Annotated in this window: 12 protein-coding genes; 5 read left to right on the forward strand and 7 right to left on the reverse strand. The window is 71.4% G+C overall.

All coding sequences use genetic code 11. The annotated features are described in order from the left end of the window. Nucleotides 1-130: 130 nt before the first annotated feature. Nucleotides 131-988, forward strand: coding sequence for an SDR family oxidoreductase (locus ACFFIA_RS37035; RefSeq protein WP_377260536.1), 858 nt, complete (start codon nt 131-133; stop codon nt 986-988). A gap of 119 nt (nt 989-1,107) precedes the next feature. Then, nucleotides 1,108-2,757: a hypothetical protein gene (locus ACFFIA_RS37040; RefSeq protein ID WP_377260538.1), complete on the forward strand. Its 1,650-nt coding sequence runs from the start codon at nt 1,108-1,110 to the stop codon at nt 2,755-2,757. On the opposite strand, the gene ACFFIA_RS37045 is transcribed toward ACFFIA_RS37040, so the two are convergent. The 5 genes from ACFFIA_RS37045 to ACFFIA_RS37065 are packed head-to-tail and all read right to left on the reverse strand — an operon-like array spanning nt 2,730 to nt 9,963. Further along, nucleotides 2,730-5,321, reverse strand: a complete 2,592-nt coding sequence (locus ACFFIA_RS37045) for an O-antigen ligase family protein (protein WP_377260540.1) — start codon at nt 5,319-5,321, stop codon at nt 2,730-2,732. The genes ACFFIA_RS37040 and ACFFIA_RS37045 overlap by 28 nt on opposite strands. After that, entirely contained in the window at nt 5,321-6,502 is a 1,182-nt protein-coding gene (locus tag ACFFIA_RS37050; RefSeq protein ID WP_377260542.1) for a glycosyltransferase family 4 protein, read from the reverse strand. Before ACFFIA_RS37050 ends, ACFFIA_RS37045 begins: the two co-directional genes overlap by 1 nt. Then, nucleotides 6,493-7,686: a glycosyltransferase gene (locus tag ACFFIA_RS37055; protein WP_377260544.1), complete on the reverse strand. Its 1,194-nt coding sequence runs from the start codon at nt 7,684-7,686 to the stop codon at nt 6,493-6,495. The genes ACFFIA_RS37050 and ACFFIA_RS37055 overlap by 10 nt, the downstream gene beginning before the upstream one ends. Next, nucleotides 7,683-8,846, reverse strand: a complete 1,164-nt coding sequence (locus tag ACFFIA_RS37060; protein ID WP_377260546.1) for a glycosyltransferase — start codon at nt 8,844-8,846, stop codon at nt 7,683-7,685. Before ACFFIA_RS37060 ends, ACFFIA_RS37055 begins: the two co-directional genes overlap by 4 nt. Beyond that, nucleotides 8,833-9,963, reverse strand: coding sequence for a glycosyltransferase (locus ACFFIA_RS37065; protein WP_377260548.1), 1,131 nt, complete (start codon nt 9,961-9,963; stop codon nt 8,833-8,835). Before ACFFIA_RS37065 ends, ACFFIA_RS37060 begins: the two co-directional genes overlap by 14 nt. Nucleotides 9,964-10,132: 169 nt before the next feature. Here ACFFIA_RS37065 and ACFFIA_RS37070 point away from each other — a divergent pair, with 169 nt between their 5' ends. Genes ACFFIA_RS37070 through ACFFIA_RS37080 form a run of 3 tightly spaced genes read left to right on the forward strand, consistent with a single transcriptional unit; the run spans nt 10,133 to nt 13,947 of the window. Further along, nucleotides 10,133-11,398, forward strand: a complete 1,266-nt coding sequence (locus ACFFIA_RS37070; protein ID WP_377260550.1) for a glycosyltransferase family 87 protein — start codon at nt 10,133-10,135, stop codon at nt 11,396-11,398. A gap of 20 nt (nt 11,399-11,418) precedes the next feature. Then, complete coding sequence (locus ACFFIA_RS37075; RefSeq protein WP_377260552.1) at nt 11,419-12,687, forward strand: DUF1800 domain-containing protein; 1,269 nt, start codon at nt 11,419-11,421, stop codon at nt 12,685-12,687. Next, complete coding sequence (locus tag ACFFIA_RS37080; protein ID WP_377260554.1) at nt 12,688-13,947, forward strand: DUF1501 domain-containing protein; 1,260 nt, start codon at nt 12,688-12,690, stop codon at nt 13,945-13,947. 7 nt (nt 13,948-13,954) lie between these two features. On the opposite strand, the gene ACFFIA_RS37085 is transcribed toward ACFFIA_RS37080, so the two are convergent. Both ACFFIA_RS37085 and ACFFIA_RS37090 read right to left on the reverse strand, forming a co-directional pair. Beyond that, entirely contained in the window at nt 13,955-15,499 is a 1,545-nt protein-coding gene (locus ACFFIA_RS37085) for a sugar transferase (protein ID WP_377260556.1), read from the reverse strand. A gap of 65 nt (nt 15,500-15,564) precedes the next feature. After that, nucleotides 15,565-16,638, reverse strand: coding sequence for an LCP family protein (locus ACFFIA_RS37090; protein ID WP_377260558.1), 1,074 nt, complete (start codon nt 16,636-16,638; stop codon nt 15,565-15,567). Between the last annotated feature and the right edge of the window lie 10 nt (nt 16,639-16,648).

Raw genomic sequence — 16,648 nt, forward strand, 5'->3', positions numbered from 1 at the left:
GACGGGTGATTTACGCAACCGCTGGTTTCTGGGACGGGGGTTTCGCGGCAGGGTACAGCGTGCCAGGTTTGACGCCGCCCGTGGTGGTTTCGCGGGCGTGTTGCCGATCCGTGGGAAGGACAATGCGATCGTGACGCCCTCCGCACCCGCTCTCGCCGTCACCGGGGCCACCGGCCGGCTGGGCCGCCGCGTCGCCGAGCGGCTGGCCGCCGCCGGCACACCCCAGCGGCTGGTCGTACGCGACCCGGCCCGGGCGCCCGAGTTGCCCGGTGTCGAGGTGGTGCGGGCGGAGTACGCCGACGGCGAGGCCGCCCGCCGCGCGCTCGACGGTGTGAAGACGCTCTTCATGGTCTCCGGGGCCGAGGAGCCAGGCCGGGTCGAGGCGCACCGCACGTTCGTCGACGCGGCGGTCGCGGCCGGCGTCTCGCACCTGGTGTACACGTCGTTCTTCGGCGCCGCGCCGGACGCCACGTTCACGCTCGCCCGCGACCATTGGGCGACCGAGGAGCACCTGGCCGCGAGCGGGCTGCGCACCACGATCCTGCGCGACAACCTGTACATCGACTTCTTCCCGCTGATGGTCGGCGACGACGGCGTGCTGCGCGGCCCGGCGGGCGACGGCCGGGTCGCCGCGGTGACGCAGGACGACATAGCCGACGCGGCCGTCGCGGTGCTGAGCGAGCCGGAAAAGCACGAAAACGCCCGCTACGACCTCACCGGCCCGGCCGCGCTCACGCTGCGCGAGGTGGCCGCCACCATCACCGAGGTGACCGGGCGCCAGGTGACCTACCGCGACGAGTCGCTCAACGAGGCGTACTCGTCGCGGGCCACGTACGGCGCACCGGCTTGGCAGGTCGACGCGTGGGTCAGCACCTACACGGCGATCGCCGCGGGCGAGTTCGACGGCGTCACCGCGGCGGTCGCCGAGCTCACCGGACACCCCCCGACCAGCCTCGCCGCACACCTGTCCGCCCTGAATGCCGACTAACCCTGAGCCGCTCGGACGTGCCAACGCTCGCTAGGATCCGCATACGGAAACTGCGGGGAGGGTCAGTAATGCAACCAGGCAATCCGTACCACTTGATCGAGGCGGTTGGCTCGTGTCAGGTGGGCAGTGTCTGGTCGGCCATCGACCCGCAGGGCCGATCGCTGATGGTGGCGCTGCTCGATCCCAACGTCGCCACCGACCAGCGCTGGCGGGAGGCGTTCCAGGAGGCGGCCAACGCGCTCGTGCAGGCCGGCGAGCCCGGCTACCTGTACGCGGACTTCGCGAGCGGCTCGCCCTGGGTGGCGTACGCGGCGGAAAACGGCGTCGGCGCCGAGCGGGTCTTCCTGGCGCTGGGCATGGACTTCCAGCCCGTACCGCCGGATGGGCTGGGGCCGCTCGACCACGCGCCGGTCGAGCCGACGACCCAGTTGACGCCGCCCGCGCCTGACCAGGCCGCTGCGGCCCAGCAGCAGCCGCTGCCGCCCGACGTGATCAACACCACCGGCCCGGCCGAGGCGCCTCCGACGACGGTGATCCCGCCGGTCCGGCCCGGTCCGCCGGCCGCCGCCCAGCAGTCCCCGGCCGCACCACAGCCCACGCCGCAGTCCGCGCCGCCGGCCGCTCTCCCCCCGCCCCAGCCCGCTCTCCCCGCGCCGGCCCAGCCGGTCGACGACTACGAGCAGACTCAGCCCACGCAGCGGATGCAGCTACCGCCGGCCGCCCCGCCGCAGGCCGCTCCGCCCGCGCAGTCCGCGCCGGTCAACCCGTGGGCGCCGACCCAGTCGGTCTCCGGGCCGCCACAGCAGGCGATGCCGGTCTCGTCGCCGCCGCCGATGTTCTCCGCTCCCCCGCATCCGACCTCCGGCACGCCACACCCCATCTCCGGGGCACCACACCCCATCTCCGGGGCACCACACCCCACGTCGGGCGCGTCCGGTCCGGTCTCCGGCACGCCGATGTCACCGGCGTACTCGCATCCGCAGTCGCCGGCCTACAACGCCCCGGCGTACGGGCCACGGCCGCCGCACGGTCCGGCGCCCTACGACCCGTACGCGCCGGTGCCGCCGGCACAGCCGCGCCGGTCCCGCACGGGGCTCTGGGTCGGCATCGCCGTGGCGGTGCTGCTCGTGATCGCGGGCGGCGGCGGCGTGTACGCGTTCACCGCTTCCGGCGGCGAGGAGCCCCGCCCGCCGGAGCCCTCCCCCTCCGCCACGCTCGCGACTGCGCCGCTGCCGACCGCCTCGCCGCTCTTCCCCGGCATCGAGCCGCCGCGGGAAGGCAGTTGGCCGGAGCAGTGGCCGAAGTTCGGGGCCTCCGACAGCCTGCGAACACTGTCCGATCTGGACGGTCTGGGCTTCACGCTGAAGGTGCCACGCGCCTGGGACTGCAGCCCGGCCGGCCGGGCCGAGGGCTTCGCCAAGTACAACTGCGGTGTCTCCCCGGGCGCCAACCCGGAGATTGGCGGCGAGCTGATCGTGCGTACCTGCCCCGACGGTTGCTCCCAGGAGCGGCGCGACGCGCTGCGCCAGTCCGAGGAGGCGTTCGGCCTGCAGTGGGTGCGCAGCGGGGAGTTCGCCGCGTACGCCGAGTCCAGCTCGCTGGAGATCGAGGGCGCGAAGCGGTACGGGCTGGTGATCGTGGCGTACTGGCGCAGCGGCGCCGAGGGCACCGTCGACCGGCAGCTGGTCTTCCGGATGACCGCCCCAGTGGACGGCGCCGGCCAGCTGCGCCGGGTCGCCAACTACATCCGCGACACGGTCATTTTTTGATCCGGCTCGCCCGTAGATGGCGCTACCGGCGCGTACCCCGCCGTGGGGCTCGTGCTCTCGGAGGCGCGGAGGCCGAGCCGTGCGATCAGGACGAGTGGCAGCCAGGCCGCGTAGCCAGCGAGCGTCGTCGACACGTGCGACGCCTCCAGCCACGACACATAGCAGAACGCGACCAGGAAGAGCGCCGCGGCGGGCATCCCGGCCCGGGCCAGCGGCATCGACCACCGCCAGGACTCGGCGAAGAGCACCGCGAAGAGGACCGCGGCGACCATGCCACCGGCGACGATGAGCTGCACCAGCACGTTGTGCGCGTGGTTGAACGAGCCACCCATCTCGACCGCCAGCTGGGCCTGCTGGCGGTCGAGGAACTCCGGGCCGAGCCCCAGCATGGGCCGGTCGGCCCACCGGTCCAGCAGCGCGTCCCAGATCTGACCGCGCCGGGTGAAGCCTGCGGGGTCGGTGGTGACGAGCGGAACGAAGATGACTAGCGCGACCCCGCCGGCGATCGGCACCGAGAGCAGCCAGGACCGCAGTGGCTGGCGCCTGACGAGGCGGTACGCCGCGTATGTGCCGATGACCGCAGCGGCGGCGAGTTGGCTGCTGCGCGACCCGGTCCAGAAGAGCGCGACGAGCATCACCGCGACGGATCCCCAGCGCAGGGCCGCGTAGCGCAGGCAGAAAGCGAACGGCAGGCTCAGCGCGAGCGAGATGCCCAGCACGTTGGAGTGTGGGTACGGCCCGGCGAGCAGCCCGCCGAAGAGCACCGCCTTGTCACCGGCGTCCGCTCCGGAGAGCAGTGCCAGGTCGGAACGGACGAGCGCGAGCAGGATCGACCCGGCGGCGGTGATCGCGCCGAGTGCGCCGAACGTGGCGAGCACCTCCTGACGCGGCGGGCGCAGCCAGATCGCGAGCGCGGCCAGCGGCAGCGCGAGCGTCACGATGCCCGGTGCCTGACCGTTGACCGCCCCGGAGATCGCAATCGCGACCAGCGGCGCGATTGGCACCAGCAGCCAGGGCAGGTGGCTCGGGCGCCGGCCCCACACACCGCTGACCGCGAGCAGGGCCGCGATCGCGAGGAACACCAACGTGCTCGCGTCACCGGCCCTGTCGGCGAGCGCCGGCACGGTGTCGTCCCGCGAGTTGAACTCGGGGCGGCCACCGGAGAAGAGCTGGACGACGTGCGGCAGCACCACTCGCAGCCAGCCGAGCACGATCAGGGCGCCGACCGCGAGCGTGGGAAAGCCGATCCCGCCGAGCCGGCGGACGATCCGCCCGATCGAGGTGTCGGAGAGTGCCGCGAGCCGCGTGCGCACGGCCTGCACATCGTCCCGACCCGGCACGGTGAGCATCCGCAGCGATCCGGAGTCAGGCACCTTGCCCAGCGCCCAGGCCGTACCGATCACGGAGACGCCGTAGCCGGCGAGGCTCGCCACGGCCGCACCCACTGCCCCCATCGGGGCGAGCAGGAAAAGCAGGACGATCGAGACCACGGAACCGGTGACGAGCGCGGCCGACGACGAGGCCGCGCGGCCGTTCGCGAGCAGTACCGCGCTGAAGATCACCATGCAGGTGTAGAGCGTCGTACCGGCGCAGAGGATCACGGTGGGCAGGACCGCGGGCGTGAATGGGGCACCGAAGACCCACGGCACCGCCACGGCCGCGATCGCCGCCAGAAACGCGCAGGCGCCGAACGAGGCGACCACGGCCAGCCGCGCCACCCGGGTCGCCCGGCGCGGGTCGTCCGACGACGGTCGTCCCATGAGAACCGTGCGGGCGGCGGTCGCGATCACCATCGGGATCTCCGCGACGCTCACCGCCACCGCGTAGTAGCCAAGCTGCTCGGCGCCGATGACCGGCAGGCCGATGATCTGGTCGAGGCGCGCGCTGGAGATGGCGGCCAGCACGCCGGGCAGGGCGGCCAGTGAGTACGTGACGAGCGACCGGGTCGGTATCCTGCCGTCCCAGGCCGCATCCGCCTCGTCCGGCGCCGTCTCCCGCCGCAGCCGCAGCAGCCCCACGATCACGCCGGCCGCGATGGAAGCCACGAAGATCACGCTGGCCCAGTACGCACTCAGGTCGAACGCGAGACAGGCGAAGACCACCAGCGCGGTACGCAACAGCGCCGGCAGCACCTTGACGAGGTTGACACCGCGGATGTCGGATACGCCGGTGAGCCCGCCCATGAAGAGGTTGGCGAGCACGTGCAGCGGCGCGAGCAGGGCCAGCGTGAGAAACTGACCGTAGTGCCCAGTGCCGCCGAAGACGAAGAACCCGAGCACCGCCAGCAGCCCGATGCCGAGCACCCCCAGCGGTACGACCGCCAGCAGGCTCACCCGCGCGGCGGCCCGCCGGGAGAGACGCCCGTCGCGCAGATGGAAGGTGAGCGCGTCCTGCAGGCCGTATGTGCCAAACCAGCCGCACACTACGATCGGCAGCGTCAGCGCGGCGTAGAGCCCTCGACCGCTCGGCCCCAGCTCGCGGGAGAGGATCGGGCCGACGACGAGCCCGCTGATCGGGATCAGCAGGTTGGCGACGGACGCCGAGACGAGTTTCCTCGTGGACATCAGGGTGCCTGGTCAAGGTAGCCGTGCGCGCCCAGCGATTCGACCAGCCGGGTGGCGAACCACTCCTGCGAGAACCGCTCCCGTACCAGCCGCAACGCTTCGGCTGCCATCTCGTCCAGCTCGGCCTCGCTAGCCGCGAGCAACTGGTCGGCGAGCCCGACCGAGGTCGGCGCGACTCGCACGGCGACCGTCGGCGGCACGCCCTCGACGCCCACCGGCGTGCTGAACACCGGCACCGAGTGGGCCAGCAGCGTCAGCGTCTTGAGCTTCACGCCCGCGCCGCTCCACAGTGGAACGATCCCGGCCCGCGCACCGGCCAGCACCGGGCGCAGGTCATCGACGTATCCGAGGACCCGCACACCGTCGTACGCGGCGAGCTCGTCTCGCATGCCGTTACTCAGGCCCGAACCGACCAGCGTCAGCGCGAACCCGGCGCGACGCAACGGCTCCCACGCCTCGTCCAGAAACCGACGCAGCCCGAGCAGGTTGGAGCGGTAGGCGAAGCTGCTCAGCCAGACCAGCTCCCGTTGGCGCGGCGCCGGTACGTGTCCGTCCGGCACCGGTACGCAGCTCGGCAGCGTGAAGTCGGCCTTCCGCCCGTGGCTGGTCAGCAGCCGTGCGGCTTCCTCGTCGCTGGTGACCGAGACGGTGCCGCAGTGCGCGAGTGCCCGGGCCTCGAAGCGCGCCGATATCCCGGCCAGGTAGCGGGCGCGGATCTGGTGGGCCATGCCGGGAGCCTCCGCGACGTCCTCGCGGCTGCTGGTGGCGAGCACGTTCGCCTTGTCCCAGTGCCAGCGCAGCCGGGTATCCGCGAGGTAGGCGCCGGCCGCCTCGCCGATCGCGACACCGGCGCCGGCGCGGTCGCGTAGGTCGTCGTGGAGCGCCCGACTGTAGCGGGTGCGCACCCACGGGGGCAGCCCACCGCCAAGCGACTCCGGGTAGCGGCCAAGCGGGCCGAGCCGGTCCAGCCGGTACGGCGTGGCGGCGAAGTCGCGTACCTCCACGCCGGGTAGCAGTGCGCGCAGCTCCTCGACCTGGGCATCGGTGGTCTCCGGGCGGCGCACCGCGAGCAGGGTGTAGCCGCGCACCTTGGCGATCGCGCGCAGCATCATGAGCACTCGTACCGGATCGCCGCGATCCTGCGGGATCGGGAAGAAGGTGCTGACCACCGTCAGTCCCATGTGGACCGTGCCTCGCTCGCCCGCTCGGCTCCGGCAAGCCGGCGCCACCGATCGAGCAGCCGCTCCGCCTGCAGCCCGGGGGGAAACTCGGTGCGGATACGGTCGGCGACCTCGCGGGTGCGCCGCCGCACCTCAACAGGGTCGGCCTCCAGCGCCGCGCGCAGGGCCGTGGCCAAGGCAACCGGGTCGGCCGGCGGCGCGAGCCAAGCACCGCGCGCGCCGACCAGCTCAGGGATGCCCGAAACGGCCGTGGTGACCACCGGTACGCCCCGGCTGGCTGCCTCCATGAGGAAGACCGGGATGCCGTCGAGGTCGCCGTCGGCGGCCGCCTGGCAGGCCAGCACCGCGACGTCCGCGTCGAGCAGGGCCGCGGTCGCCTCCCGGTGCGGCACCGCGCCATGGAACGTGACCATGCCGGCGATCCCCAGCGCCTGCGCCTGTGCGGTGAGCGCCTCGCGGAGGGGGCCGTCGCCGTAGACGTCGTACCGCACCGGCAGCCCTTCGGCGGAGAGGCGGGCGACCGCGTCGAGCGTGGCGCCGATGCCCTTCTTCTCGATGAGGCGGGCGACGGTCACCAGCCGCGCGGGCGTACCCGGCAGCCGCTCCGCCCGCTCGGACACCTCACCGTCGTAGGCGGCGCGGACCACGCTGTGCGACGGTGGCGGGATAGCAACTCCCTTGTCCCGAAGCTGCCCCACCGCCGCCTCGGAGATGACGAAGAGGTGGGCCAGGGCGCCGAGGCGGCGGGCGAGCGCCGCCACGTTGCCGTCGAGCAGGAAGTCCGCCGCGTGCGCTAGCGCGGTCACCGGTACGCCCAGCTCGCGGCCGACGAGTACGGCCGTCGCGGTGGGGAGGTTGACGAAGTGGGTGTGCACGACATCGGGGCGGAATCGGGCGACATCGCGCGACAACGCGATCGCGTACGCGCTGGCGAGCACCGCGCGGGGCAGGTACGAGAAGCCGAGCAGGCGTACGTGGCGCAGCAGCCGCACCGGATGCCGCAGGAGGATGGCCAGCACACGTCGCAGCTCGCCCGCGCGCCCGCCAGGGCGGGCCACGAAGACCTCTACCGCGGCTCCCGCGTCGCCCACCGCCCGGATCTCAGAGCCGATGAAGGTCTCGCTGTAGCTGGGCGGACGGAGAAGTACGTAGGCGACCCGGAAACGGCCGTCCTGGTCGGTCACTGGTGGCGCCTCTCGCTCGCGGAACGCTGCCGTACATCAGTGAAGAACGCCGCCTGTGCCGCCATGCACTCCCGGTCGGTCTGGATGCCGTCGGTGTGCACCGCGCCGGACGCCAGCTTCGCGCGCAGCTCGGCGCTGTCCGCCACTTCGCGCATCGCCTTACCGAGCGCCTCCGGCTGGTCCGCCGGGATGAGGAGGCCGTTGAAGCCGGTGCGGATCCACTCGCTCGGCCCGCCGCCCTCGGTAGCCACGATCGGCTTGCCGTGTGCCAGTCCCTGGATCACCGTCTGGCCCAGCGGCTCGGGGCGGGTCGAGGCGTGCACCAGTACGTCGATCGAGTCGAGGAAACCGCCTATGTCGTCGACGTGCCCGAGGAGGCGCACCTGCTCCGCCACGCCGAGCCGAGCGGCCAGTTTGCGCAGCTCCTCCTCGTACGCGGACTCGCCGAACAGCGGCGCGCCGGCCAGGTGGGCCCGGACCGGTGTACCCCGGAACTCCCGCGCGAACGCCTCGATGAAGACGTGCTGGCCCTTCCACCGTTGCAGCCGCCCGACCATGCCGATCGTGGCCACCTCCGGGCGCACTCGCGCCGCGGTGACCCGGCTGGCCACGCCGATCGGGCTCTGGATTACCGTGCGCGGCACGTCGGGCGCCAGCCAATGCTCGGCCGACTCGAGCGTGGATCGGGAGTTGGCCACGACACCGTCCGCACGGCCTAGGGCCAGCCGGGTGAACGCGGTCAGCCCGAACTTTCCGAGGCTTTCCGTCGCGACCTGGTCACGTACATGCACGACAAGCGGTGCCCGCCGCCGGCCGATCAAGCCGCAGATGATGCCGGCGGCGGCCGTATTGGCGTGCAGCACGTCCGCCTCGCGGTAGAGCGGGCCGCGCCGCAGCGCCCGGGCGGAAGCCCGCAGCCCGTTGAGGTATCGCGCGACGAGGGCAGGACTGCGGCTGCGCGTGCCTCCGGTGGGCAACTCCGGCAGGTCGAGCGCGACCCGTACGCCATGGGCGGGCAGGGCGTCGAATGCGTCGCCGCCGGGCGGGGCACAGATCCCGGCCCGCCACTCGTGCTCCTGGGCCAGCAGCCGCGCCAGCGCCAGCTCCGCGCCACCCCGGTGGGAGGTGTGGCTGACGTGCAGCACGTTAGGCGGTGGCATCGCGTACCCACGCGGAGAGACGTGATGCGAACTCCTGCTCCGAGAACGACGCGGCGTGCGTGATCGCCCGCTCCGGCACCAGCTCGCCGATCCGCTGAGCAAAAGGCGCGTAGGCGGACGGATCGGTCGAGTCGACCAGGAAGCCCGTCTCGCCATCGACGACGGTCTCCAGTAGCCCACCTCGGCGCAGCCCCACGACCGGTGTGCCACAGGCCTGCGCCTCGACCGGGATGATGCCGAAGTCTTCGTGCACCGGGAAGAGCAGCGCGCGAGCGCCCCAGTACAACTGGCGCAGCCGGGCCCGGTCCGGTCGCACCTCGAACGTCACCGGCACACGCACCCGCTCCGCCGCACGGCGCAGCGCGGCCTCCTCCGGCCCCGAGCCGGCGAGGACCAGCGGCACTCCCATCCGGTCGGCGATCGCGATGGCGAGGTCGAAGTTCTTGTACGGGATCCAGCGCCCGATCCCGAGCAGGTAGTCGCGCGGCTGCTCGCGGTCGGCACGCGGCGCGGCGGAGAAGTAGGCGACATCGACGGGCGGGTTGACCACGACCGCGTCCCGCCGCCAGTAGCGGTGGATCCGGGCCTGCACCTCACGGGAGTTGGCCGCGTAGCTGTGCACGTGCTGGCTGAGCCGCACGTCGACCGCCTGGAGCGCCCGGCGCGGCGGCACCAGCAGGGGGTTGGCGCCGCGACCGTCGAACGCCGGACTCCAGATGTAGCGTGCGGGCGAGTGCACGTAGCTCAGGTGGCGGGTATCGCTCGGCGCGCCCAGGCGCACGGTGTGCGCGAACGCGTGGCTGGAGGAGATCACCACATCGAACCGCTCGCGCGTCAGCGTACGCCAGACCAGCGGCATCAGGGGCAGGGCGAGGGCCTTGGAACGGGTCAGCGGCGTGCGCGACAGCCACGACTCGCGCAGCCCTGGCTCGTCGGCGTCGCGGTCCTTCCACAGCACGAACCGCTCGGCGTGCGGCACGAGATCGGCGATGCGGCGGAAGACGTTTTCCGATCCGCCGGTGGCACCGAACCACTCGTGGACAAGTGCGACGGAACGCCCCGGTAGCAGGGTCGCGTCAGTGGCGCCCGGCGATGAATGGGCGAAATGGCCGGACATATCCCCACGTACTCCCCGCGTCATTTACATGAATGGCGATCCTCGCCGGCTCGAAATGCTAATGGACAACGGCACTTTCCGCAGTCCGCGCCCGGACCGAGCGGCCTCACCATGGCCCGCCCCGGCTGTTATCGTGCGCCGGCGGCGACGGGCAAACGGAGGTTCGAAGGTGGAGCAGGCTTTGGCGGCACCGGCTCGCCAGTGGCGCAGCCTCCGCACCGGCCTCGCCCTGCCGCTCGCCGTCACCGGCCTCGCGTTCCTGCTCGGCTACTGGCAGAAGGCCACCTGCTACGCGGCGGCCTGGCCGCGCGGCAACCGTCTGGCCTACGCGGAGAGCTGCTACAGCGACATCCCGGTGCTCTTCCGCGAGCGCGGTCTGATCGCGGGCATCTTCCCGTACGCGCCGGAGTCCTGGCGCCATCCGCTGGAGTACCCGGTACTCACCGGCATCGTGATGGACGCCACAGCGCGCCTGACCCGGGCCGTGGGCGGTGGCGGCGAGAGCGGGCTGACCCGGACATACTTCGACGTCAACGTCGTGGTGCTGCTCGGCTTCGCGCTCGCCACGGTCGCCGTCGTGTGGGCGCTGCCGCGCGACGCGAGGCACCGTCTGGTGGGTGCGCTGCTGGTGGCGTCCGCGCCGGTGCTCGCGTTCACCGGCACCATCAACTGGGACCTGGTGGCGGTCCTCGCCGCCGTGGCCGCGCTGCTGGCCTGGTCGCGCGGGCGCCCGCTGGTCGCCGGGATTCTCATCGGCCTGGGTACCGCGGCTAAGCTCTTCCCGCTCTTCATCCTCGGCCCGCTGCTACTGCTCTGCCTACGCGGGCACACGATGCCGGCGTTCGCCCGGACGGCGACCGGTGCGGTGGCGGCCTGGGTCGCGGTCAACCTGCCGGTGGCGCTGCGCTACCCCGACGGCTGGCTGCTGTTCTTCCGGTTCAACTCCGACCGCCCCGCCGAGGTCGGCTCCCCCTGGTACGGGCTGGATCTGGTCGGCTGGGGAGTACCCGCGCTCAACCTCGTGGCGCCGCTCTGCTTCGCCGCACTCTGCGCGGGCGTCGCGTGGGTCGCCTGGCGGGCGCCGGAGCCGCCGGCGGTGGCGCCCCTCGCGTTCCTCGTCATCGCCGCGTTCCTGATGACCAACAAGGTCTACTCGCCGCAGTATGTGCTCTGGATGCTGCCTTTCGGCGCCCTCGCCGTCGGCGCTCTGCGGGGCAAACGGCCACTGGTGGTATGGGGCGCGTGGCAGGCAGCCGAGGTCCTCTACTGGTACATGGTCTGGGACCACCTGGAGATGGGGCATCGGATCAACGGCGTCGCCGGCGCGCTGTACCTGTTGTCGATCGTGTTACGGCTGGCAGCCACGACGTGGCTGTGCGCGATCGTGACTCGAAACATGTGGACGAACACGCAGCCAGCTGTGCTTGAGCGCTGACTGTCCCCTATGTTTGCAGCATGACCGACGACGTCGCGCTGTTGCTGCAGCGGGCCGGCTTCGGCCCGACCGCCGCCGAGCTGAGCGCGGCGCGGCAGGCGGGCTATGCCACGACAGTCGCCGGCCTTACGGTGCCAGCCGGTCCAGACATCGGCGCGACCAGTGCGCCCATCCCCGACCTGGGCCTGGACCCATACGCCGAGACGCCCAATCCCACGCAGGCGCAGCGGGTCCGGTCCGACGACATCCGCGGCGAGCAAAACGAGCGGATCAGCCGGTGGTGGCTTGACCGCATGACGGTCGCCAACCACCAGGCGGTGGAAAAGCTGCTCTTCTTCTGGCACGGCCACTGGGCCACTTCTGTGACGAAGGTGAAGAGCGCGCAGCTCATGCTCGCCCAGCACGTCACGATCCGACAGTCGCGCGACTTCGGCGACATGGCCCGCCGCATGGTGGTCGATCCCGCCCTCGTCTACTGGTTGGACGGCCAGCTCAACACCAAGGCCTCAGCCAACGAAAATCTCGGCCGCGAGCTGCTGGAGCTCTTCCTGCTCGGCATCGGACAGTACACCGAGCAGGACGTCAAGGCAGCCGGGCGGGCGCTGACCGGCTGGCGGATCGACCTGCGGCGGGCGCGATCCACTCTGGTGGCCAGCGAGCACGACGGCGGCGCCAAGACGATCCTCGGTCGTACCGCCGACTTCGACGCGCAAAGCCTTGTCGACCATCTGCTGCGGCAGCCGGCGTGCCGCCGGTTCATCGCCTCTCGGCTCTGGTTCCGGTACGGGTCGTCGACCCAGCCGATCCCGGAGTCCACATTGGAGCGGATGAGCGCTGCGTTCCCTCGGCCGCTGGCCATGCTCCGGGCGCTCTTCGCGGACGAAAGCCTGCACACGACCCGGGGCACGATGGTCAAGCAGCCGGTGGAGTGGCTTGTCGGGGCGATGCGCCAGCTCGGCGTGCGGCCGGCCGGAATGCCCGACGAGACATTCCGGCAGATCCTCGCGGGGATGAACGGGTTGGGTCAGCGCCCCTTCGCCCCGCCCAGCGTCGGCGGATGGACCTCCGGTGCCGCCTGGCTCACCTCCGCCGCCGCGCAGGTGCGGCTGAGCCTTGCCGGCAAGCTGGCGAGCCTGCTCACGCCGGAGCGGCTGACGCCCGAAGACGTCGCGTACATTTTGTGCATCGACAAGTGGACCAACCGGACCTACGCGGTCCTGCGTGACGTGCGCAACTCCCGGCTGTTGCTGACGCTCGGCCTCGTGAGCCCGGAATACCTGGTGACCTGAATGGACGCGCTGACCCGACGCCGCTTTCTCATCGCTTCCGGTGTCGCCGGAGGCGGCGCGCTGGCGGCCGGCGTGGGCACCATCGGCCTCGCCCAGCTGCTGCGATCCGCGGGCAGCGAGCAGGCCGCCGCCCTACGCAACACCGGGAAGCTCGTCCTGGTCACGCTCTACGGCGGCAACGACGGCCTCAACACCGTCATCCCATACGCCGACCGCGACTACTACACCGCCCGCCCCGAGCTGGCGTACCCCGCCGAGAAGGTGCTCCACCTCGACGAGGCGCTCGGGCTCAACCCGATGATGGGCGGCCTCAAGCGGTTGTGGGCGCAGAAGCGGCTGGCGATCGTGCTCGGCGTCGGCTATCCCAAGCCGGACCGCAGCCACTTTCGCTCGATGGACATCTGGCAGACCGCGTCGCCGGACAATCCGGCCACCACCGGCTGGGTCGGCCGCTGGCTCGACGACACCAACGCGGGCGTCGAGTCGGCGGTCAGCTTCGAGCCTGTACTTCCGCCGCTGCTGGTGGGGCGCACGCGGGTCGGCGCCTGCGTCAGCTACCGCGGGCTCAGCGTGCCGTCGTGGGTAGAGAGCAGCGTCGTGGCCGCGATCGGCAAGAGCGAGCCCAACGAGCCGCCGATGCAAGCCCGGGCCGCCGCCGCTTACGCCGACCTGATCAACATGGAGCAGGTGGTCCGCGAGGCCGAGCAGGCCGCGCAGTCCCCCGACCCCAGCCACGCGCCGAGCGACACCGTCCCGGCCACCGGCACGGGCGGCGACAACGCCCTGGCCACGCAGCTCGCCCTGGTCGCGCGCTGTATCGAGGCTGGCGTGCCGACTCGGGTCTACTCGGTGAGCCTGGGCGGCTTCGACACGCACGCCCAGGAGATCGCCGGCCACGAGATCCTGCTGAAGCAGCTCGACCAGGCACTGACCGCGTTCGTCGACCGGATGGCCGGCACCGATGTGGGCCAGCAGGTGACGGTCGTCGTCTACAGCGAGTTTGGCCGGCGGGTGCGCGCCAACGCCTCGGACGGCACCGACCACGGCACCGCCGGCCCGGTCTTCATCTTGGGCGCAAAGGTGGCCGGCGGCTTCTACGGCGAGCAGCCCAACTTGCGTGACCTCGACGAGGGTGATCTGAAGGCCACAGTGGACTTCCGCCAGGTCTTCGGCACCGTCATCGACTCCGTGCTGGCCGCCGACCCGAGCCGCTACATCGACGGCTTCCAGACCGACTCGATGCCCTTCCTGCTGCCGTGACGTCGGCCTACCGGCCGCCACCCCGGAAGACCTCGGCGATTGTACGCAGCAGCACCTTGACGTCGAGCCAGAGCGACCAGTTTTCGATGTAGTAGTTGTCGAACCGGGCCCGGTCGGAGATGGGCGTGTCGCCGCGCAGGCCGCTGACCTGTGCCAGGCCGGTCAGCCCGACCGGCACGCGGTGGCGCATCGCGTAGTCGGGGTGCTCGGCGGAGAACTTCTCCACGAAGTACGGCCGCTCGGGGCGGGGGCCGACCACCGTCATGTCGCCACGCAGGATGTTCCACAGCTGGGGCAGCTCGTCGAGCGAGGTGCGCCGCATGAACCGCCCGATCGGGCCGACCCGCCGGTCGCCGGCGATCGACCAGTTGGTCTGCGACTCGTGCTCGTCGACCGGGCGCATCGTGCGGAACTTGATGACCTGGAACGGCTTGCCGTAGCGCCCGATCCGCTCCTGCCGGAAGAAGATGCCCCGCCCGCCGTCGATGAGGGTGGCGATCGCGCAGAGCAGCAGGACCGGGCTGAGCACGGTGAGCGCCACAGTGGAGAAGACGATGTCGGACGCGCGCTTGGCCGCCCACCGCGGGCCGCTGAGCATCGTGTGGCGCGCCTGCACGACCGGGATCGCCCCGATGTGGTCGGGGAGCCGGCCCTGCGCGTGCGAGCCCCACAGCCGGGGCACGACCCACAGGTCGCAGCGCGCGCACTCGGGGCGGCGCAGCACCTCCATCAGCGTCGCCTCGGGAGCGCCGGCGTCGGCGAGGATCAGCACGTCGACCTCGACCATCGCGATCATCTTGTCGAGGTCGTCGATGCCGCCCAGCAGCGGCGGCGCTCCCGACTCGCTCGGCGCGTCGTCGTCGATCAGCCCGGTGAAGCGCAGCCCGTATCCGGGGTAGCGGCGGAGCAGGCGAGCCAACTCCACACCGACCGGCCCGGCGCCGATGATGATCGCGTTGTGCTCGACCCAGCGGCGCTTGCGGGCCAGCACGGTCGCCGAGCGGGTGATGATCCGACCGACGATGACCAGGCCGGCGGCGAGTGCCACCATGCGCATGAAGCCGGAGACGTACTCCACCGACTCGTGCCGCAGCGCCGCGATGATGGCCACGATGGCCGCCGAGGCGAGCAGCCGGCCGCAGAGGCTGGGCAGCTCGTCGAGGATGCTCACGTGGCGCCGGGCGTGGTAGAGCCCGCCGGCGGCGAAGATGGCGACGGTGAGGCCGGCGAGGAACAACGAACCACGCCAGTACTGCGTCGAGACCAGCAGCGGCGCCAGCATCGCGACGAGGTCGACCGGCGCGGTGATCATCCACGCGCGCAGCCCGCGCGTGCGCTTGGAGGCGGCCGATCCGACGTACGGCAGTACGGCCGTGGACGCGGGGCGGACCGGCCGCTCGACGCTACCGGTCTCCCCGTCGACCTGACGCGGCCTGGGAATCGTCAACTGCCCCTCGGCGCCCTCCTCACCGGTCGCGGCGGCGAGCTTGCGCGCCGCGATGACAGGTAACTCGACGGTCGGCTCATGCCCAGCGGCGGACGGCTGTCCCAACGCTGAAAGGCTGGTGCTGCTCATGGTGTCCCCCGAAATACAAAACAGTGATTTTGTCGTTCCTCCTACTTGGCCGCGGCGAGGATCTCCGGGACCGCGTCTCGCCTGACCGCGTCGTACAGTGCCTTGGCCTGCTCCGGGTCGTCGAGCACCACGCTCTCCGAGCCCTTGCGCCCGGTGCCCGTGGTGGGGTTGGTAATGAACGTCAGGTTGCCACTGCGCATGTGGCGCAACTCGGTCGCGCTGTCGAAGATGCTGAACGTCTCGTCGACGGAAACCGCGTCGGCGGTGGCCCGCAGGAACGAGTTGAGCCGGCCCGGGTTGGCCAGCGTGCCACCGGAGGCGGCCTTGTCCAGGATCGCCTTGATGACCTGCTGCTGGTGCTTGATCCGGGTGAAGTCGCCGTCGGCGAAGGCGTAGCGCTCACGGGCGTAGTCGAGCGCCATGGCGCCGTCCATCGTCTGCTTGCCCTTGGGGAACTCGCGGCGCCCGCCCGGCAGCAGCGAATGCGTCGAGGTGAAGCCCTTCTCGACGGTGATTTCCACACCGCCCAACGCATCGACAATCTGCTGAAAACCGGAGAAGTCGACAATTGCCACATTATCGATGCGCACACCGGTGTATTTCTCCACCGTCTGCACCATCAGCGGGATGCCGCCCCACGCGAAGGCAGCATTGATCTTCGCCTCGCGGTCGCCGTAGCGCCCGTTACTCGACTTGGGGATGTAGACCCAGGTGTCGCGCGGAATCGAGATCAGCTGCGCGCTCTCCCGACCCTTTGGCAGGTGAGCGAGAATGATCGTGTCGGTGCGGGAACCTGAGGTGTTTTCGGGATCGCGAGTGTCACTGCCCAGAATGAGCATGTTTTTGGCGTCTGACGCCACCTTTTCCGGACGAGACGCCTCCGGCACGCCCTCGAACGCGTCGACCCGCTCGATGCTCCCCTCGACCGACCGCAGGTAGAGCCCGCCGGCCAGCAGCCCACCGCCGGAGAGCAGCGCCACCACCAGCAGGCAGATCAGCAGGACCCGACGGGTGCGCCGGCGCTTGCCGGGCTTTTTGGGACTCGGCGCGTCCTCGGGGGTCATCTCGAAGATGTGCGTGGAGTCGTGGTCGACAACCTGCGGATGGCGTGGCATGGGGCCGATG

This window comes from Phytohabitans kaempferiae, assembly GCF_042433955.1.
Taxonomy (GTDB): Bacteria; Actinomycetota; Actinomycetes; order Mycobacteriales; family Micromonosporaceae; genus Phytohabitans; species Phytohabitans kaempferiae.

Bases quoted from the DNA above. Each gene is read 5' to 3' on its own strand.
- ACFFIA_RS37045 (WP_377260540.1), bottom strand. From the start codon at position 5,321: ATGTCCACGAGGAAACTCGTCTCGGCGTCCGTCGCCAACCTGCTGATC.
- ACFFIA_RS37050 (WP_377260542.1), bottom strand. From the start codon at position 6,502: ATGGGACTGACGGTGGTCAGCACCTTCTTCCCGATCCCGCAGGATCGC.
- ACFFIA_RS37060 (WP_377260546.1), bottom strand. From the start codon at position 8,846: ATGCCACCGCCTAACGTGCTGCACGTCAGCCACACCTCCCACCGGGGT.
- ACFFIA_RS37065 (WP_377260548.1), bottom strand. From the start codon at position 9,963: ATGTCCGGCCATTTCGCCCATTCATCGCCGGGCGCCACTGACGCGACC.
- ACFFIA_RS37075 (WP_377260552.1), top strand. From the start codon at position 11,419: ATGACCGACGACGTCGCGCTGTTGCTGCAGCGGGCCGGCTTCGGCCCG.
- ACFFIA_RS37080 (WP_377260554.1), top strand. From the start codon at position 12,688: ATGGACGCGCTGACCCGACGCCGCTTTCTCATCGCTTCCGGTGTCGCC.
- ACFFIA_RS37090 (WP_377260558.1), bottom strand. From the start codon at position 16,638: ATGCCACGCCATCCGCAGGTTGTCGACCACGACTCCACGCACATCTTC.